The sequence below is a fragment of the Dokdonella sp. GW821-FHT11D02 genome, from assembly GCF_058808595.1.
In genome coordinates, this window is the sequence record NZ_CM179520.1 from 2,070,884 (window position 1) to 2,089,963 (window position 19,080).

Annotated in this window: 18 protein-coding genes and 1 tRNA gene; 8 read left to right on the plus strand and 11 right to left on the minus strand. The window is 62.6% G+C overall.

The features are described 5' to 3' along the window. Positions 1 to 14 precede the first annotated feature (14 nt). Together AC3QL3_RS08740 and AC3QL3_RS08745 are read right to left on the minus strand one after the other, a co-directional pair. Complete coding sequence (locus AC3QL3_RS08740) at positions 15 to 1,019, minus strand: hypothetical protein (RefSeq protein ID WP_492898058.1); 1,005 nt, start codon at positions 1,017 to 1,019, stop codon at positions 15 to 17. Continuing rightward, complete coding sequence (locus tag AC3QL3_RS08745; protein ID WP_492898060.1) at positions 1,004 to 1,435, minus strand: VOC family protein; 432 nt, start codon at positions 1,433 to 1,435, stop codon at positions 1,004 to 1,006. The genes AC3QL3_RS08740 and AC3QL3_RS08745 overlap by 16 nt, the downstream gene beginning before the upstream one ends. An 85-nt stretch (positions 1,436 to 1,520) precedes the next feature. Between AC3QL3_RS08745 and AC3QL3_RS08750 the strand changes: the two genes are divergently transcribed. The 5 genes from AC3QL3_RS08750 (at position 1,521) to AC3QL3_RS08770 (ending at position 7,939) form a co-directional block, all read left to right on the plus strand. Beyond that, positions 1,521 to 1,805: a GNAT family N-acetyltransferase gene (locus tag AC3QL3_RS08750; RefSeq protein WP_492898062.1), complete on the plus strand. Its 285-nt coding sequence runs from the start codon at positions 1,521 to 1,523 to the stop codon at positions 1,803 to 1,805. A gap of 63 nt (positions 1,806 to 1,868) precedes the next feature. Then, on the plus strand, positions 1,869 to 2,108 hold the full coding sequence (locus AC3QL3_RS08755; RefSeq protein WP_492898064.1) for a hypothetical protein: 240 nt from the start codon (positions 1,869 to 1,871) through the stop codon (positions 2,106 to 2,108). A gap of 213 nt (positions 2,109 to 2,321) precedes the next feature. Continuing rightward, positions 2,322 to 3,929: a M28 family peptidase gene (locus AC3QL3_RS08760; protein WP_492898066.1), complete on the plus strand. Its 1,608-nt coding sequence runs from the start codon at positions 2,322 to 2,324 to the stop codon at positions 3,927 to 3,929. Positions 3,930 to 4,326: 397 nt separating this feature from the next. Then, complete coding sequence (locus tag AC3QL3_RS08765) at positions 4,327 to 5,940, plus strand: M28 family peptidase (RefSeq protein ID WP_492898068.1); 1,614 nt, start codon at positions 4,327 to 4,329, stop codon at positions 5,938 to 5,940. Between the two features lie 367 nt (positions 5,941 to 6,307). Then, positions 6,308 to 7,939, plus strand: coding sequence for a M28 family peptidase (locus tag AC3QL3_RS08770; RefSeq protein ID WP_492898070.1), 1,632 nt, complete (start codon positions 6,308 to 6,310; stop codon positions 7,937 to 7,939). A 45-nt stretch (positions 7,940 to 7,984) separates the two neighbouring features. Here the strand turns inward: AC3QL3_RS08770 and AC3QL3_RS08775 are convergent, their stop codons facing one another. After that, positions 7,985 to 8,410: a hypothetical protein gene (locus AC3QL3_RS08775; RefSeq protein WP_492898072.1), complete on the minus strand. Its 426-nt coding sequence runs from the start codon at positions 8,408 to 8,410 to the stop codon at positions 7,985 to 7,987. A 422-nt stretch (positions 8,411 to 8,832) separates the two neighbouring features. Between AC3QL3_RS08775 and AC3QL3_RS08780 the strand changes: the two genes are divergently transcribed. Then, positions 8,833 to 9,159, plus strand: a complete 327-nt coding sequence (locus tag AC3QL3_RS08780; protein WP_492898074.1) for an EF-hand domain-containing protein — start codon at positions 8,833 to 8,835, stop codon at positions 9,157 to 9,159. 193 nt (positions 9,160 to 9,352) lie between these two features. Here the strand turns inward: AC3QL3_RS08780 and AC3QL3_RS08785 are convergent, their stop codons facing one another. From AC3QL3_RS08785 to AC3QL3_RS08820, 8 genes are all read right to left on the minus strand, one after another. Then, positions 9,353 to 9,898, minus strand: coding sequence for a hypothetical protein (locus AC3QL3_RS08785; RefSeq protein ID WP_492898076.1), 546 nt, complete (start codon positions 9,896 to 9,898; stop codon positions 9,353 to 9,355). A 128-nt stretch (positions 9,899 to 10,026) separates the two neighbouring features. After that, positions 10,027 to 11,823, minus strand: coding sequence for a PA3715 family protein (locus tag AC3QL3_RS08790; RefSeq protein ID WP_492898078.1), 1,797 nt, complete (start codon positions 11,821 to 11,823; stop codon positions 10,027 to 10,029). 447 nt (positions 11,824 to 12,270) lie between these two features. Beyond that, a complete protein-coding gene (locus AC3QL3_RS08795; protein ID WP_492898080.1) occupies positions 12,271 to 12,969 on the minus strand; it encodes a hypothetical protein in 699 nt (232 codons plus the stop codon). Then, positions 12,966 to 13,370: a M12 family metallo-peptidase gene (locus tag AC3QL3_RS08800; protein ID WP_492898082.1), complete on the minus strand. Its 405-nt coding sequence runs from the start codon at positions 13,368 to 13,370 to the stop codon at positions 12,966 to 12,968. Before AC3QL3_RS08800 ends, AC3QL3_RS08795 begins: the two co-directional genes overlap by 4 nt. A gap of 494 nt (positions 13,371 to 13,864) precedes the next feature. Further along, on the minus strand, positions 13,865 to 14,593 hold the full coding sequence (locus tag AC3QL3_RS08805; protein ID WP_492898084.1) for a hypothetical protein: 729 nt from the start codon (positions 14,591 to 14,593) through the stop codon (positions 13,865 to 13,867). A 12-nt stretch (positions 14,594 to 14,605) separates the two neighbouring features. Beyond that, entirely contained in the window at positions 14,606 to 16,120 is a 1,515-nt protein-coding gene (locus tag AC3QL3_RS08810) for a M12 family metallo-peptidase (protein ID WP_492898086.1), read from the minus strand. A 308-nt stretch (positions 16,121 to 16,428) separates the two neighbouring features. Then, a tRNA-Pro gene (locus AC3QL3_RS08815) sits at positions 16,429 to 16,505 on the minus strand. Between the two features lie 101 nt (positions 16,506 to 16,606). Beyond that, the gene (locus tag AC3QL3_RS08820) at positions 16,607 to 17,086 is read right to left on the minus strand and encodes a cytochrome P460 family protein (protein WP_492898088.1); all 480 of its coding nucleotides are present in this window, start codon (positions 17,084 to 17,086) and stop codon (positions 16,607 to 16,609) included. A gap of 179 nt (positions 17,087 to 17,265) precedes the next feature. Here AC3QL3_RS08820 and hisS point away from each other — a divergent pair, with 179 nt between their 5' ends. Both hisS and AC3QL3_RS08830 read left to right on the plus strand, forming a co-directional pair. Beyond that, complete coding sequence (hisS, locus tag AC3QL3_RS08825) at positions 17,266 to 18,654, plus strand: histidine--tRNA ligase (protein WP_492898090.1); 1,389 nt, start codon at positions 17,266 to 17,268, stop codon at positions 18,652 to 18,654. 42 nt (positions 18,655 to 18,696) lie between these two features. Further along, a complete protein-coding gene (locus tag AC3QL3_RS08830; RefSeq protein WP_492898092.1) occupies positions 18,697 to 19,080 on the plus strand; it encodes a TfoX/Sxy family protein in 384 nt (127 codons plus the stop codon).

The window sequence follows — 19,080 nt, forward strand, 5'->3', positions numbered from 1 at the left end:
GCGCCAGACAATCGTCAGCGCGCTTTGATCGCGTCGTCGGGCGGTGCGGTCAGGCGGCGCCGGATCGCGGCGAGCGGAGCGCGCTCGTCGAAGACGACGCGGCCGTCGCGCAAAGCAACGCCCAGCTGCGCGAACAGCGCGTCGAGATCGACCGGCATCGGCGCACCGCCCATCTCGCGGTACAACTCGGAAAGGACTTGCGTTGCGGTCGCGCGGTCGCCGGCCGTCATGACTTGCTCGACCGTCCAGCGCGCCATGTTGCCGCCGCTCTCGCGATTGACCGCGCGCAGCGCGTCCTGCACGCCTAGGCGGCCATGCGTGCGTTCGCGCAAGCGCACGTCGGCGAGCAGCCAGAACATCGCTCCGCCCCAATACGTGCGGCCCCAGGTCGGCGTGTGGTCGAGGCCGCGGTCGCCCGCTTGCGGCAGGCCTTTGGGCATGTCGCGCAAGGTCCAGCGCCAGACTTCGGCCGGATCGAGCTGGCCGGCCTGCGCGCGCGCGATCGGCTCGATGTAGGTGGCGCTGCCTTCGAGCAGCCAGTTGCTTCGGTGCGGCACCATCGGCAGGGCGAGATGGACCATCTCGTGCACCAGGATCCAGTCCTGGCGCAAGGTCTGGTCGTCGGCGCCGCGCCCGACACGCAGCCGGATCGCCGGGCTCGGATGATCGTAGGTGGTGCCGGCGACGACGCGGTCGCCGTCTTCGGCGATCACCAACAAGCCGACACGAGTAGTCGGAAAGCGGCCGAAGTAGGTCGTCACCGCGGTCGCGCTGGTTTCGATCCAGCGGCGCACGCGCGCACGGTCGAGTCCCGCGGCACCGTCGGCGAAAACGATGTCGATGGCGGCGCCGCCGATGGTGGCACGTTCCGACGGCTGTTCGCGCAAGGCGGCGTAGAGCGCCTCCGCGTCGTCGTAGCGATCGGCCCAAGCCGGCGCGGACCAGGCTGGCACGGCGAGCAGCAGCGCGAACGCCGCGCTGCGAAATCGCTCGCGTGCGAGGGTCAGTCTTTCGCCCATGGATCGTAGCTGCCGAAGCTCCACAGATGTCCTTCCAGATCGCGGCAGCTGTAGCCGGCGCCGCCGTAGTCCTTCACTTCGTATTCGTCGACGATGACCGCGCCGGCAGCCTTTGCGTGGTCGTAGTGCGCCTTGCAGTCGGCGACGACGACGTAAGGCGCCTGCGTTTCGCGGCCGTCGATGGCATCGGGTTGCACGATACGCCGGCCCCAGACGCTGTCGTTGTCGACCGAGCCGAGCATGATCATGCCGTTGCCGAAAGTCAGCTGAGCGTGGTGCACGGTGTCGCCGTCGGCGTGAACCGCGTGCTTCTCGAAGCCGAAGGCGCGGCAGAGCCATTCGATCGCGGCCAGCGCATTGCGGTAACGCAAGCCGGGAACGACCGTGGCGGTGGTATGGGCGGCGAAGCGTGACATGGCGTTCTCGACGAGGGCGATGGCGAAGGTTACACCCGCGAGCGAAAGCGGCTAGCCTCGCACTTTCGTCCGAATCGGAGTTGTCATGGCACAGGACTACGTGATCACCCGCAACGACGCGCAGAGTCGTTTCGAGACCACCGTCGACGGCGTGTTGTGCGTACTGGAGTATCGCCTTCGCGACGGCGTTCTCGCGATCAACCACACCGGTGTACCGGACGCGGTCGGCGGGCGCGGCATCGCCGCCGCGCTGACCAAGACGGCGTTCGACGCCGCACGCAGCGAGGGCTGGCGCGTGGCGCCGAACTGCGCCTATTCGGTGGCCTGGTTGGCGCGCCACCCGGAATACCGCGAGCTGGTCGCAGGCTAGCCGTTTCGTCGCGGCTTCTGAGACGCCGCGCGCGCAGTCTGCGCGCCCGGCTCAGGAGGCGCTATGCAAATGATTTACGTGGTCGAGACCTACAAGGCGGTCGGCGGGGAGTTGTGGCCGGAGCGGGCGGTGATCTGCCGCAGCGACCAGGACGCGCTCGGCCGAGCGCGGCTGCTGTCGGAGAAGTCGGCCGGCGTGGTCGCTTATAGCCAGGCCGTCGACGCCGACGCCGGCGACTACGACCAGCCGGTGATCCTGGCCCGCTACGGCAGCGTACCCTTGTCCGAAATCGGTGCGGCCTGACGAATCGGCATCGAGCACGGCGCCGCTCGCCGCTTGTCGAAGCACGCTCGGGCGGCGTTACCTTTCCGATACTTCGTCGTTACCGAAGCGTGCCGACTCGGCCGCCGGCTCGCACTAGATTCCCTCGCCTGAAGAACCGACACGTTGTCGTCTTCCTGCCGCGTACGCGGAAGACGCCGTGCCGTGTCCTGGGTTGATCGACGAGGGAACTGCATGAAGCCGCGGCTCCGCTGCATCGGGCTATTGGGTTTTTTCATCGCGTGCGGCCAGGCCGGCGCGGCGACTTTGTTGTCGGCCGATTTCCAGACCGGCGAAGACGGATTCGTCTACTGCGACGATCCGTTCTTAGGCACGAGCCTGCCCGACTATGTCTCCGGCAGCTGGGTCGCGACGGACGGCTACGAAGGAACCGGTGCACTGCAAACCACGCTCGGCGACCTCGCTACGACTCAGACCCAGGGCGCCTCCGGCGGCTGGTGCCACGCGATGGAACTGGCGGCTCCAGCGAGCGGGGTCTCGATTTCCTTTCGCTACAAGCTTCAGATCAGCGAAAAGTACGCCTACGACGAATACAGCCGCTTGCTGATCGCGGTCGACGGCAAGCTCTTCGGCCGCGGCAAGAAGAACTACGTCGACCATCTCGGCGGAGATGACTATTCTTCCAATACGCTTTCTCCGACTACCGATTGGCAGCAAGTGGTGATTCCGATCGGTGCGCTGGCGGCCGGAAATCATCGGTGGCAGCTCGGCGTCTACAACAACAAGAGCGGAGCGCCCAAGGCGCAGACCACGCTGCTGATCGACGACGTAGTGGTGACGAGCGACAACCCGGTGCCCGCGGTCAGCGCGCCCCGCATTCTGGTCGATCGCCTCGAGCTGGATCGTTTCAAGGCGAACATCCGGTCGGTCGCGTCTTTCGGCGATCGCGCGGGGTCAACGTCACGATTCTCCAATGCGCAAGCTTGGGTAGCGGATCAGCTGCGGTCGCTCGGCTACACGGTCGAGTACCACATTCATCCTTTCTCGAATCCGAGCTCGCCTCCCAGTTCCAACGTGTACGTGACGAAGGTCGGCCGGTCGCAGCCCGATCGCATGTACATCGTCAGCGCGCATCTGGACGGCACCGGCGGCGGCGGAGCCGCCGACGACGACGGTTCGGGCGTCGCATTGCTGCTGGAGATCGCACGCGTGCTTGCCGGGCCGGACGTCGAAACGGGGATCTCGGTTCGATTGATTTTCTGGGACTACGAAGAGAACGGCTTGCTCGGCTCTCGCTTTTACGTACAAGACCGTGGCGGTCTGCAAGGCATCGAAGATCCGCCGGGCTCGGGTCTGTATCCGGAGCCGACCTGGCTCGGCATGCTGCAGCACGACATGCTGCTGTACGACCACGGTCCCGATCACAATCCGCCCGTCAAGCAGAGCCCTTTCGCAGACTTGGATGTCGAATGGGACAAGTCTGCGGGCAAGGCAGCGGAATCTCGGGAGTTGGCCTTGCTCTGGCATCACTGGAACGGCGAGTACGCCTCCCTCTATCCCTCCACCGCTTACGACCGCAGCTCGTCGACCGACGATCAGTCGTTCGAGAACAAGGTGGCATCGGTCAGCGTGCGCGAGAACCGTCGCGATACCAACGATTGGAACAATCCCAACTGGCATCGGCCGACCGATGTCTACGAGAGCTACTCCAACGACGATTTCGCGCTCGGCTTCAATGCCGTGCAGGCGACGCTGGGAACGGTGGCTACGCTCGTCGGAGCGCGGGTGCGCGACGATACGATCTTCCGCGACGCCTTTGAAAACCCCAGCGGGAGCCGCTGAGGCGCAGCAGGGTTCGATCTCGCACGATCGATCGGGGCGGCGAGCGCGACTGCTGCTGGAGAAGTCGGCCGGCGCGGTCGCCTGCAACCAAGCCGTCTACGCCGGCGCGGGCGACTGCGACCAGCCGGTGATTCCTGGCCCGCTGCGGCAGCTTGCCTTTGCCTAAAAGCGGCGCCGCTCGACGAAGCGGTGCCGAGCACGGCGCCGCTCGCTACTTGTCGAAGCACGCTCGTGCGCCGTTACCTTTCCGATACTCCGTCGTTACCGAAGCGTGGCGACTCGCTCGCCGGCTCGCATTAGATTTTTCTCGTGCAAAGAACCGAGACGTCGCCGTCGTCTTCCTGCCGCGCAGGTGGAAGAGACGCGCCGTGTCCTGGGTCGATCGACGAGGGAATGCATGAAGCCGCTGGTCCGCTGCATCGGGGTTTTGGGTTTTTTCATCGCGTGCGGCCAAGCCGGCGCGGAAACTTTGCTGTCGGCCGATTTCCAGACCGGCGAAGACGGATTCGTCTACTGCGACGATCCGTTCTTAGGTACGAACCTGCCCGACTATGCCTCCGGCAGTTGGACCGCGACGGACGGCTACGAGGGAACCGGCGCACTGCGAACCACGCTCGGCGGCGTGGCGGCGGGTCAGACCCGCGGCGCCTCCGGTGGCTGGTGCTATGCGATGAAACTGGCGGCTCCCGCGAGCGGGGTCTCGATTTCCTTTCGCTACAAGCTGCAGATCAGCGACAGGCATGCTTATGACGAATACAGCCGCTTGCTGATCGCGGTCGACGGCAAGATCTTTGGGCGCGGCAAGAAGAGCTATGTCGACCATCTCGGCGGAGATGCCTATTCGCCCCCCAGCAATAGGCTCTCTCCGAGTACCGATTGGCAGCAGGTGGTGATTCCGATCGGCGCGCTGGCGGCCGGAGCGCATCGATTGGAGGCCGGCGTCTACAACAACAAGAGCGGAGCTCCCAGCGCAACGACCACCCTGCTGATCGATGATGTCGTGATGACCAGCGACAATCCTGCGCCCGCGGTCAGTGCGCCTCGCGTTCTGGTCGATCGCCTCGAACTGGATCGCTTCAAGGCGAACATCCAGTCGATCGCGTCGTTTGGTGATCGTGCCGCGAGATCGCCACGATTCGTCAATGCGCAAGCTTGGGTGGCGGATCGACTGCGGGACCTCGGCTACACGATCGAGTACCACGTTCATCCCTTCCCGGATTCGAGCATGCCGCCCGTTTCCAATTTGTACGTGACGAAGATCGGCAGGTCGCAGCCCGATCGCATGTACATCGTCAGCGCGCATCTGGATGGCACCGGCGGCGGCGGAGCTGCCGACGACGACGGTTCCGGCGTCGCCCTGCTGCTGGAAATCGCACGCGTGCTTGCCGGACCCGACGTCGAAACCGGGATTTCGGTTCGATTGATCTTCTGGGACTACGAAGAGCGTGGATCGGACGGCGCTCGTACCTATGTGGAGGACCGTGGCGGCTTGCAAGGCATCGAAGATCCAACCGGCTCGGGTTTGTATCCGGAGCCGACCTGGCTCGGTATGTTGCAGCACGACCTGCTGCTGTACGACCACGGTCCCGATGGCGATCCACTGGTCGCGCAGGGCCCTTTTGCGGACTTGGACGTCGAATGGGAAAAGTTCGCACGCAAGGCCGTGGAATCTCGGGCGTTGGCCTTGCTCTGGCATCACTGGAACGGCGAGTACGCCTCCCGCTATCCCTCCACCGCCTACGACAACAGCACGGCGACCGACGACGAGTATTTCGAGGACGAGGTGGCATCGATCAGCGTGCGCGAGAACCGCCGCGGTACTCGCGACTGGAACAATCCCAATTGGCACCAGCCGACGGACGTCTACGAAAGCTATTCCGACGACGATTTCGAGCTCGGCTTCAACGCCGTGCAGGCTACGCTGGGAACGGTGGCTACGCTCGTCGGGGCGCGAATGCGTGACGATACGATCTTCCGCGATGCCTTTGAAAACGCCACGGCGCGCCGGTGACGCGTAGCAGGGATCGATCTCGCAAGATCGATCGGGTCGGCGAGCGCGACTGCTGTCGGAGAAGTCGGCCGGCGTGGTCGCCTACAGCCAGGCCGTCGACACCGACGCGGGCGACTGCCACCAGCCAGTGATTCAGGTTCGCTACCGCAGCGTTTCCTTGTCCGGAAGCGGCGCGGTCTGACGAAGCGGTGCCGATCGCAGGTTCGTTCGCCTCTTGTCGAAGCGAGTTCGGGCGGCGTTACTTTTCCGATACTCCGTCGTTACCGAAGCGTGCCGACTCGGCCGCAGGCTCGCACTAGATTTCCTCGCGCAAAGAACCGACGCATCGCCGTCGTGTTGCTGCCATGCAGGCGGAAGACGCCGCGCCGTGTCCTGGGTCGATCGACGAAGGAGTCGTATGAAGCCGCTGCTCCGCTGCATCGGGGTTTTGGGTTTTTTCATCGCGTTCGGCCAAGCCGGCGCGGAGACCTTGCTGTCCGCCAATTTCCAGACCGGCGAAGACGGATTCGTCTACTGCGACGATCCGTTCTTGGGCACGAACCTGCCCGACTATGCCTCCGGCAGTTGGGATGCGGACGGCTACAAGGGCAGCGGCGGGCTGCGAACCACGCTCGGCGGCGTGGCGGCGGGTCAGACTCGCGGCGCCTCCGGCGGCTGGTGCTATGCGATGAACTTGGCGGCTCCGGCGAATGCGGTCTCGATCTCCTTTCGCTACAAGCTCGAGATCGGCGCCAGGCACACCTACAACGAATTCAGCCGATTACTGGTCGCGGTCGACGGCAAGATCCTCGGGCGCGGCAACAAGACCTACGTCGACCATCTCGGCGGAGAGGCGAGTTCGGGAAGTACGTTCTCTCCGAGCACCGGTTGGCAGCAAGTGGTGATTCCGGTCGGAGCGCTGGCGGCCGGAGACCATAGGTGGCAGCTCGGCGTCTACAACAACAAGAGCGGATCTGTCGAAGCAAAGACCACGTTGCTGATCGACGATGTGGTGGTGACGAGCGATAGCCCCGTAGCCGCGACCAGCGCGCCTCGCGTTCTGGTCAATCGCCTCGAACTGGATCGCTTCAAAGCGAACATTCGGTCGATTGCGTCTTTCGGTGACCGTGCCGCGGGATCGCCGCGATTCCCCAGTGCGCAAGCTTGGGTGGCGGATCAGCTGCGCGCGCTGGGCTACACGATCGAGTATCACGTTCATCCGTTTCCGGATGAAACTCGGCGCCCCAGTTCCAATCTGTACGTGACGAAGATCGGCACCTTGCACCCCGATCGTATGTACATCCTCAGCGCGCATCTGGACGGCAAGGGCGGCGGCGGCGCTGCCGACGACGACGGCTCCGGCGTCGCCCTGCTGCTGGAGATCGCACGCGTGCTCTCTGCGCCGGACGTCGAAACGGAAACATCGATTCGACTGATTTTTTGGGACTACGAAGAATGGGGATACGACGGTTCGTTCCTCTACGTGCAAGAGCGCAAACGCCTGCAGGGCATCGAAGATCCGCCCAGCTCGGGCCTGTATCCGGAGCCGACCTGGCTCGGCATGTTGCAGCACGACATGCTGCTGTACGACCACGGTCCCCTCGGAATTACGATGGGCGCCCAGAGCCCGTTTGCGGACTTGGATGTCGAATGGAGTTGGCGGGGGAAGAAGGTGGAGGAATCGCGTGCGCTGGCCTTACTCTGGCATCACTGGAACGGCGAATACGCTTCCCGGTATCCCTCGACCGCTTACAACAACAGCACATCGACCGACGATGGGTCGTTCAGGGATGAAGTGGCATCGCTGAGCGTGCGCGAGAACCGTCGTGGCAATGACGATTGGAACAATCCGCATTGGCACCGGTCGACGGATGTTTACGATAGCTACTCCGACGACGACTTCGAGCTCGGCTTCAACGCCGTGCAAACCACGCTGGGAACCGTGGCTACGCTTGCGGGAGCGCAGGTCGGCGACACGATCTTTCGCGACGCCTTCGAAAACGCTGCGCCGAGTCGGTGACGCTCGGCACGATTCGATCTCGCCCGATCGACCGGATCGGCGAATCTAGCCGCCACCTTCGTCGCCGAAGACGTACGCCCAATCCTCGGGCGTGGGATCGAACGACTCGGAACTCGCGTTGATGCAAGTCAGAACCAAGGTGACGCCGTCGTAGCTCGACGAACAGTAACCTTGACCCGAAACCCATGAACCCGGGACGCCGCGATCGAGCGCGACCACCCATCGCCATTTTCTCATCGGCTCGAAATCCGATGCGAAGACGATGTCGCTGCGAACCGGTTTCGGCGCGAGCATGGCCAGGCGCACGCCGATCTCGGCGTAACCCTCGAGCGGACTCGGCTCGTATTTGAAGATGGGCCCGACGTAGAAGTAATCCCATCCACTGAGGTCGTGGATGATCAGACCAGTGGCGCCCGCCAGCGACGATGTCGTCGCCGCAATCGACGCAGCCAGCGCGAGGATGATGCGCATACGGCCCCCATTTGCCTACCGCGCGAGTATATGCCCGAAGTGGGGCGGCGCAGCGAGCGCGGCGGATGATCTTCGCTCTGCGCGCCGGACCGTGCTGGGAATACCGAATGACGGCCCGGTTCGGTCGCGGCCTCATCGAACGGGCAGCGGGTGTCCTCGAGCTGGGGCGAGTTTATTAAGTTCTTGATATTAAGATATTTTTTGCCAACTTCTGTGCGGTTCCGGCGTTTCGTCCCGCCCACCGGACCACCTCACATCCAGTAGAGCCCCTGCGGCGAGCGTCATCTTGGACGGTTCGAATGACCGGATCTACGAAGAAGCATGTACGTTTTGTCATCCGATATTGAATCGATCGGCGCGATACTCATCTGCACCATGTCGAAGGATGCAATCGTTGCGTCCCGACTACGATGGAGGGTGACATGAGTAAGCGGATTTCGATGATCGTTACAGTCGCTCTTGCCTTCGCCGCGGCCGTTCCAGCGGCATTCGCAGGGTCTGGTGGTGGACTGCCGTTGAACCAGCAGGGAAGGGACTGGGGCAACCAGGTCGGGCAGCAGCAACGCGTGAACGCGCAGACGGCGACGCCGCTCTCGTTCGACCGACTCGATCCCAAGAAGATCGGCTACCTCACCGAGAAGCAAGCCACCACCAACGCCTGGCTGTCGCGCAACTTCAGCCGCTGCGATACCGACGCGAACGCTCAGGTCTCGCGCGACGAGTACGCGGCGTGCACGACGAAACACTAATCGCCGGCTGAAGGCACTCGTAAGAGTGCCCCATTGCGGCTACGAGGCCGACGCGCTGCGCAGCGCGTCGGCCTTGGTGTTTTTGCCGGTGCGGACAAGCGCTGGTCGCCGTAGTTGAAGTCGAACTTCGCTCGGCGAAACGGACTTGAAACTCTCTCGAATACGTCGCCGTTTGAACTTCGAAACGAAACGATCAACGCGCCGACTTCTTTCCGGCTTGTGGCTGCGCTTGCACCGCTTCGATGCACGCCGCGATCTTCGCCGGGAGGTCGCAGATCGGAATCGCCTTGTCGCGGCTGACGCGCTGCGGCCATGCCACGTATCGCGTCTTCACGATCTTGCCTTTGCGCAACTCCGCCAGGATAGCCCGCGTTGTCTTGAGAGACGAACCTTTGGCCGGGAAGCGATGCGCCTTGGCCTTGTCGATCTGGATGGCGACGGCTTCGCCCGGGTAGCTCTGGCCCATCACCACGAAGATTTGCTGCATCTTGGTCGCGAAGAACATCGGGCTGCCGTTGCTGCTGCCGAGCACCGAAGTGGTGTAGACACTGCACTGCTCGGCGCCGCTGACCTCATCGACGCTCTTGCGAACTTCCCACTCGACATCGGAGCAGTCCGGCGTGTTCGCTGATGCGACGGACGGCTTGGCGGACTTTGTGCCTGCCGATTGACGTGCCTCCACGCCGATCGAGAAAGCGCTCAATGAGACGATCAGCAGGGTGACCACGGCGAGCTTCATCGTTTCCCCGAAGATGGACGGTAGCGCTCTTATCTTGGCATCGCACTGCGACGGTAACATGCAAAGACGTCGTGCCGTTCGGCCTTGAGCGCCGCCTTCGCGCGGCGCGCCAACCCTTACGCCCGTGCTTATGGGAACTGACTCAGCGCGTCAGCGATGACGTAGTGCTCGCCGTCGTAGTGCAGCGTCGTGCGCGTCACGGTCGGCACGTTCTCGATGGACTTGCAGTTGCCGTTGTCGTCGTGCTCCGTCGAATTGATGATCCGCGACGTCACGATCAAGTCGGCGAAGCCGTGGCTGGCGGTCGCTGCGACGTCGATCGTCCGCTCCAGCGTCGACAGGGTCGATGTGCAGGAATCGCTGTTCTCGCCGCGAACCGCATAGGTCAGCAGGCCGCCCACACTGCGCAAGCGCTCGCCTTCGCGGACATACAGACTCAACGTGCGGTCTTCGGCAGGCGTGTACCGCGACGACGGCCCCGAGGTGGCGCGTATGCCGAAAGCACGCACGTTCTTTGCGAGGCTGTAGCGTCCGGTATCGATCTGCACGCCGCTGAAGCGCCAGGCATCCGAGGTGAACGCAGCCTTCTGCAGCGAACGGGCGAGCACCTGCCGCGTGCGCATGTCGACGAGCGAGACATCGAGATCGTAGAGGCCGTCGCCGCTGCCTTCGGGATCTTCGCTGCCTTTCTGCAATACGGCGAGCGCGAGGATGGCGGTGCCCGGTTTGTCCGGCATGGCTTTGCACAGCATGTAGTCGCTCGAATTCCAGCCCGATATCGGATACCCGAGGTCACTGGCCACGTGCACGGCGAGGCTCGCGCGCTTGTCATCGCTCTCGCAGTCGAAAGGCACAATCGGCGCGGGCTTTGCATAGCCGACTTCGATCCGCTGCGCGATCTGACCGCCCTTGCGGATGGTGTAGGTCTCGCCCGTGAGCATGTCGTGGCAACTGGCTGGATCGACCGGCTGGTCGATGTTCCAGAAGCGACGCGCGTCCTCGATGCCGGCCTGAAGTTCCGCCGTGGTGTAAGTCGGAAACTTGGGTGCCTCCTTGCCGAGTGGCGCATCGTTCACCTCGAACGTATTGCCGCTGCGTTGGAGCAGCCATGGGATCGAACGGCCGTGCTTCCAGCTCACGAGCACGAGGTCGTTGCAGACCATCTTGGAGTTCACGCTCACGTCGATGGAGTAGTCCGCCGCCGATCCGCTCTTCGGTGTAATCACGATCTTCGATAGGGTTCCGAGCGTGTCGGCGGTCCACTCGGCATCCGGCGTAACCGGCACCTGTGCGAGCAACGTGTCTCCCGTACCGAGTTCAACCTTGGCCAGCGGCTGTTTCGCGATGCGCGCCAGCAAATCGGTGGCGCAGCGGTGCAGCTTGCCGAGATCCTTGTCCCCCAACCGGATCGGATGCGTCGTCGGCGTACCGGCTGCGAGCGGTGCGAGGTTCGCGAACGTGTTCGCCGTCGCGGTATTCAGTGCGACGAAGGCATCGTCTTTCAGGACCAGGAATGGTGCACGGTCATCGAATCGCGACGTCGATTCGAGCATGGTCCCGCACGACGAGTCGGACGGTATCCCGGCATCGACGGGCGTGGCGCTGTTGTCGCCGTACGCCGGCGCCTCGTAGCCGAGCGGGTAGAGCGCAACGACATCGAGCTTCGTGTGCGTGCGCATTTCACGGTCGTTGCGGTCTTGCTCGACGGTAGCGTCGGCGCGCGTGACGACATAAGCGAGCTTGCCGTCCGTCACCAACCGGCCGACCAGCCAGCGCGTGACCGCACCCGGCAGCTGCGCGCCCGCGTCCGCGGCGTCAGTGGCTGTCGCGTGGATGCCCTCCGGCGGCTCCGCCGCCGCGGTGAGGTGCGGCAACGCGAGGAGCAGGGCGAAGGCGGCGGCGAAGGAACAAACACGATTCGGCATGAAGGCAACTCTTATCGGCGCAATGCGAAGCTCGGCTCGTCATCGTGAGACGGAGCGGGCGGAGCACGCGCGGGTCGCCATTGTCGCCGCGGCAAGCGGCAAATTTCTGGCGTGAATCTGTCGGTAGAGGCGACGGGGCGCGTTTTCGACATGCCCGAAGTGCAACGTTGCACCATTGCAAGGCTCTGTACTTCCGATGGCCGTCGTATGGAGTGCATCGCACAAGCGAAACCAGCCGTTCGCGAAGGCGGATGCTAGCGCTCACGGCCTCGTCGTCAGGCTTGATCGCTTGGTCGGCGTCGCGCCTTTGTGCGCTGTGCTACTACTCGGACGGTAGACCGGGGCCACCCGCAAAAGCACCAAGACTACGAGTCCCAACTGGACTTCATCCAGCAATCGATGCCGCGCGCACGGCCGACGCAGCTAGGTGACATCCCCCAGGCCGACTCACCGTACTTCACGTCGACCGTGAAGTTCGCGGGGGGGGGGCGACTTAGAGCGAGCGTCATTGCGCGTTGTCGCATGACGCGCGGCGAGAACGAAGCCCAGCCCCATCACTAGCCAGCCCCAAAGCGCCCCCGCCGGAACGGGAGTTGGCGGTACTGGTGGTGCCGCGACGAAGGTGTAGTCGAAGCGATTGTTGCTTGGTTCGATTTCCTCGTCCACCAACGACTTCACTCGCCAATTGGTTTCGATACTTGTGGTCGTCGAAGGTGAGAACTCGATGGCGCTGGTGCACGTGCGGGATTGTCCGGCTGGAATGGGATCAAGGCGGTAGGAATACGATAGAACCCAGTTACCATTTGGCAATGGCTCGGAAAATCGAAAGAGATAGCACCCACCATTCACCGCGTAGGAAATATCAAGCGGCGGTGGCTGGGTCGACAGGAATATGATCGAGCTGCCGTAGATAGCAATCGGTTGCTCGTTGGGGCGGCTTGCTCCCGCGTCATCCGGTCCAGCGTTGTGCACCGTGATCGAGAAAGTATTCCCGCCACCGGGTACAAATGTCGCTGGCGTCATGTCAACGCTGATCGACAAATCGACTTGAGCGCGTTCGCCCGCCATTGCTGTAGTGCCAGAGACGAGCGTGGCAAGAAACACCAGTCGTAAAGCAGGCTGCCCAATCGAATTGATGTCAATCATGCGGCGCTCCTTTTAGTACACAACGCCAGGGCACACACTTTGTTCATCGAAGCCGCTGGCGAAGATGATGTGGGCCGCGTGCGGAATGCAGAGGTCCCGGGCGTTAGGCTCGTCAGAGTCTGGGCGTTGTAAGCCTGGCCGGTCCCGCCGACAGCCACCCCAGTTGGACGGCCGCGGAACAGCACATTCGGGTTCGAAAACTGGAGCAGACGCCTAGGGAAATACTCGGGCATATCGAAGCCACGTTGCGACATAATCGTCTCAACGCCGTCTGGCTCCCCCGAACCATAGCCGTAGCCGAACGAGTGCGGAAACGATGCGGTCGTCTCGCTCGCACTCGTGTTGAATCGGTCATGCTCAGCGCCAAGTACATGGCCGAGTTCGTGCGTGAACGTATCCATCGTATTGCATTGGATCGTTTCCAGGAGGTGCGTGAGCTCAGAAGATTGGGCGCCCGCTTCGCTGTCGGGAACACCACCCAATGTGGATTAGAACGTAACGGCGCTCACCACCTTGTTCGGAACCACTACGGGCTGGGCCGCTAGAGCGATCCCAGCGTTGCTTGCAGCGGCTGAGGTCGGAATCGAAGCCGCCCGCGGCGCTATGCCGGAGTCGGCCTTGTTGACTTCTTCGAGAAGATGGTGCGCATGGCATCTGCACCGCCACCCACTGACGGCGACGGTTTACGAATTGATGCAGCCTTTGTGGAGAGCGTCGTCGAGTTCAGTCGCAAAATGGCATGAAGAGCGCAATCAGGTCTGGAAACAACTCAGACACGCCGACCTGGTTCGCCGGCTGCGTGGACTTTTGGCGACGTCACGACTCCGCGCGGTAGGCGACTACACGCACGACGGGATCGCTCCAACCACTAGAGACTATGAGTTCCAGCGGGACTTCATCCAGCGTGGAATGATGTTAGCCCGACCATCGCAGCTAGGCGAGCTAAACGAGAGGGCTCGCCGTACTCCACATGGCCGCTGAAGTTCACAGAGGTTACGTGACGGAGCGCGGCGCCGACTAGTAAGAATGCAAGGGTCAACCAGCTCCACGCTGATCCTGATGCTACTGCCGCTGGTAGTTTTGGCGACGCGGCCACGAATGTGAAATCAACGCGATCATTGGCAACGTTGATGTCGTCATCGAGCGGACTGTTCACGCGCCAATTTGTGGCGATGTCCATAGTCGCCAACGTGGCAAATGCAATATCGCTGGCACAAGTGTGCGACTCGCCTGCGACAAGCGGGGGAAACGAATAGCTGAATTGCACGACCCAGTTTCCGCCCGGCAAAGGCTCGGACCAGCGATCCAGCCAGCATCCTCCCTGAATGACTTCGAGAATTTCGAGGGGCGGGGGTTGCGTTGACGGGAAGATGATCGAACTGCCGTAAACATAGACGGGCAGCTCATTCTGACTGGATTCACCGGCGTTACTTGGGCCGGCGTTGTGTAGTGTAACGGAGAATATGTTGTGGCCACCCGGAGTGAATGTCTCCGGTGCCATGTCAACTTGGATCGACAAATCGATTTTCGCCCGCTCACCCGCCATTATCGGCGTGCTTAATACGAGCGCTGTAAGAAACATTAGACAAAGATTTCGTCGGTCAATTGAATGGACGAAAAACATGCAGTGCTCCTTTTAATACGAAATCCCAGGGCACGCGCTCTGTTCGTCGAAGCCGCTTGCAAAAATGATGTTGGGGCGCCCACGTAGTGCAGCAGTTCCTGGCAGCAGGTTTGTGAGCGTCTGTGCGTTGTAAGACTGACCGGTCTGGCCCACAGTCACGCCGGTTGGACGGCCGCGGAACAGCACATTCGGATTCGAAAATTGGAGCAGACGCCTCGGGAAATACTCAGGCATATCGAAGCCACGTTGCGACATGATCGTCTCAAAGCCGTCTGGCTCGCCCGAGCCATAGCCGTAGCCGAACGAGTACGGAAACGATGCGGTCGTCTCGCTCGCGCTCGTGTTGAATCGGTCATGCTCAGCGCCGAGCACATGGCCGAGTTCGTGCGTGAACGTATCCATCGTATTGCATTGGATCGTTTCCAGAAGATGAGTGAACTGAGAAAATTGTGTACCCATCCCACAGCCCGGGATGCCACCCGAAGTGCCGCAATTCGCTCGCTGTATAAAGGCTACGCCGCAGGGACCAAGGCGGGTCTGTGTGTCGAATATCGTTGAAACCACATCTGCACCGATGAAATCTCGAAACGCAGCAATATTGGCGCTGTCTTGAATATTCTGAAGGTTTTGTCTGACAAAAGTATACGCTCCATCGTCTGGAATCAACGAATACCCCGTCAGCCTCGTCACCGTCACCACACCAACTCGAGCCGGAATGAGGCTGTCCCGGAACGCCGTATTGATCGAATTGACATTCTGCTGCACGTAGGCCAGCGCGCCGGTCATGTCGCGACAATCCGTAGGGTTTCCTCCCGCTTGGCGTCTCGCCTCCTCGGTGATCAGCACGAGCATATCGACGTCGGTCACGCCAGCGCCGGCTGTGCCTTTCGGTTCGATCCGGGTGTAAGTCGCCGCTTGGGCCGCAGCGGCGCTTATTACCGGAACATGGCGCACCTCAACAGGTGAAACCCGGTTGGGCGCCGGCCTCTGTGGCGGCGGCAAGGTGTCGTCCGTGCGGAAGTAACTCTGGCGCAATTCCTTGAGCTTGTTCCAGCGTATTTCGAACCGATAGCCAGGTCCGACCAACACGCCCACCGCATACCCTCGATGGATCGTCAGGCGCAGATCTTGGTTATCGCCCGCACCTACCCACGTGTAGGAAAACTGATTCGCTGGCAAAGCCGGATACGGGATGATCTCGCAGGCTCCAGGCGGCGGATTGTTCGATCCGCATCCCAACGGATCGCGTTCGGTGAATCCTTCGCGCCGGTCCATCGACTTCAAATGGATCGTCGCGAGCACATCGCCGGTAGCACGAGGGATCCTCACGACGACTTCATTCGGCGTCTTCGCCATGCCAGCTACGTCTAGGGTTGAGTCGTACAGGGCCACTGAATCGGCAGGTGGGGGTGAATTGCCGTCGCCGGACAGGGTGACATTGGTGAACAGCGGCAACGGATCGGCCTGCGCGACGCTCATACTGGCGAACGCACATAGACAAATGACGATCAAGGTTCCGATTCTCATGCTGCCTCTCTCCCCACGCCTGGGAGACACTGCAGGTCGCTCGGTATCCCGGGGCCTGTCGAGGCGCACTCGGCGATGAGCATCAGCACGAAGACGGCTGCAGCAAGCATCTTGCTCCCCCAACCGCGTCCACCGACGCGGCACGAGAATGATGCCTCAGTGGAGCCTCAAGGGAATCGGAACATGCCGCGGGAAGGTGTAGGAAAGTTCCTACATTAGGGAGTGTGCTTGGGCGCGTTTTGCTGACACGGCGTTGACACAACGAAAAAAGCCACTCGGTGAGAGTGGCTTTTCTCGCTAAAAAAGATTGGTCGGGGTGACAGGATTCGAACTTGCGACTTCTACCTCCCGAAGGTAGCGCTCTACCAGGCTGAGCTACACCCCGACTGTCCGCCGTAGCGGGCCGCGAATTCTAACGGCACTCCCGAAAGGGTGCAACAAAGTCGTTCGAGACGGCGCCCAGCACCGCTCATGGTCGCTCGGGGCTCAGTCACGCGGGCGGCTGTAGACGTGGTCGCGCGTGCCGGGGCGGTTGTGGCAGGCGAAGCACGCCGCGGCTGCCTTGGCTCCGAATACGGGCCGTTTCGGATCGCCGGCTTCGAAATTCTCGAAACCCCAGCCGCCGGTGGCGGCGTAGCGCTTGCTGTCCTTGGTCATCACGCCGATCACTTTTCGCTTGCCCTCGGTGATCGCGTGGTCGGCGTCGTGTCCTTCGATCGTGTCGAAGACCAGGGTCGAGCCTTCCGGGAAATTTCCGTCCGCATAGCCGCGCATCGCTTTTGCGTTGGCGTAGGTGTGGTTGATGCCGCCGACCGCCGCGTACATCGGGTTGCCCGGCTGCACCACTAGAGTTTTGACGTGGTGCCAGTCGCGATAGCCTTCCGGATATGGCACCAGAGGTGCATCGGCGGCGGACGCCGTCGCGCCGGAGGCGATGACGCCGAGGCATAAGAGGATCGATCGCACCAGCGTTCTCCGAGACTGCGCAAGCGCACGACTCTAGCGGCGGCGCCTGGCGCAAGGCGCCGGCGCGTTGCGCACTCCATTGTTTTTTCCTGCGATCTTGGCGGTGCCGCAAAGTCGCGTTCTGGTAGGCTTTGCGTTTGCGGCGCTCCGCTCGGCGCCGCCTTCGCGATGAGGAATCCATGGCTGTCACTCAAGCCCGCACGATGCCGGGCGTGCTCGAACTGCTGCCGCTCGACCAGGTCGAGTTCCAGGCCATGCTCGATGCGGTCCGGCGCAATTTCGAACGCTACGGGTTCTTGCCGGTGGAAACGCCGGTGATGGAATTCTCCAGCGTGCTGTTGACCAAGGAAGGCGGCGAAACCGAGCGCCAGGTGTATTTCGTGCAGTCCACCGGCGCCTTGCAGGCGGCCAAGGACGGCGAGGTGCCGGAGCTGGCGTTGCGTTTCGACCTGACCGTGCCCTTGGCGCGCTACGTCGCCGAGCACGAGCACGATCTGGTCTTCCCGTTCCGCCGCTACCAGATCCAGCGCGTCTACCGCGGCGAACGCGCGCAGCGCGGCCGCTTCCGCGAGTTCTACCAGTGCGACATCGACGTGATCGGCAAGGACGCGCTGTCGGTGCGCTACGACGCCGAACTTCCGGCGGTGATCTACAGCGTGTTCCGCGAGCTCGACATCGGCGCCTTCACGATTCAGATCAACAACCGCAAGCTGATGCGCGGCTGGCTGGAAGGGCTCGGCCTCAGCGATGCGGAACGCCAAGCGGCGGTGCTGCGCGAAGTCGACAAGCTCGACAAGCGCGGCGTCGACGCGGTGCGCGCGACTCTGACCGGCGCGGAATTCGCGCTGTCAGCCGAGGCGGTGGCGAAGCTGCTCGACTTCGTCGCGTTCCGCTCGACCTCGCTGGCCGAGGCCTTGGCCAAGCTCGATTCGCTCGGCGCCGGCAGCGAGGCGCTCGAACAAGGCCGCGCCGAATTGAAGGAGACGCTGACCCTGATCGAAGCGTTCGGCGTGCCGCAATCGCACTACGCGCTCAACTTGTCCATCGCGCGCGGGCTCGACTACTACACCGGCACCGTCTACGAAACCACCTTGAACGACCACCCGCAGATCGGTTCGATCTGCTCAGGCGGCCGCTACGAGAATCTCGCCAGTCACTACACCAAGTCGCGCCTGCCCGGCGTCGGCATTTCGATCGGCGCGACGCGCCTGTACTGGCAGCTGCGCGAAGCGGGCTTGCTCAAAGGCGGCCGCAGCACGGTGCAGGCCCTGGTCGCGCAGATGGACGAGAACGAGCTGCCGCGCTATCTGGAACTCGCGACCGAACTGCGCCGCGCCGGCATCAACACCGAAGCGGTGGTCGAACCCGGCAAGCTGGCTAAGCAGTTCAAGTACGCCGACCGTGCCGGCATTCGCTTCGTGCTCGTGCTCGGCTCGGACGAAATCGCCAAAGGCGTCGTCACGGTCAAGGATCTGCGCAAAGAAGAGCAGTTCGAAGTCGCGCGCGCGGAGCTGGCGGAAACCTTGCGCGTGGAAATCGCACAGATGGCGGCGATGCCGCGCAGCTAGTCCGACGCAGCCGCGGCGCCGGCGTTTCGGAGAATTCCTTCTATGCCAGTCGACGAAGCCTTGGCCGCGCGCCTCCGCGAACTGCTGGCGCAGCAGCCGCGGGTCGAGGAAAAGCGCATGTTTCGCGGGCTCGCCTTCATGGTCGACGGCAAGATGTGCGTCTGCGCGAGCGGCAATGAGTTGATGCTGCGCTTCGATCCCCTCTTGCAGGAAAAGGTCGAGAGCCGGGAAGGCTACCGGCCGATGATCATGCGGGGCCGGCACTATCGGGGCTACGGTTACGTTCGTCCCGAAGCGATCAAAACCCGCAAAGCGCTTGAGTACTGGGTAGGGCTGGCGCTGGAATTCAATCCGCGCGCGAAAGCTTCGAAGAAGCAGGGCGCAGCGGCGCCGAAACGAAAACAACGGACGTCTGGAACGGAATGA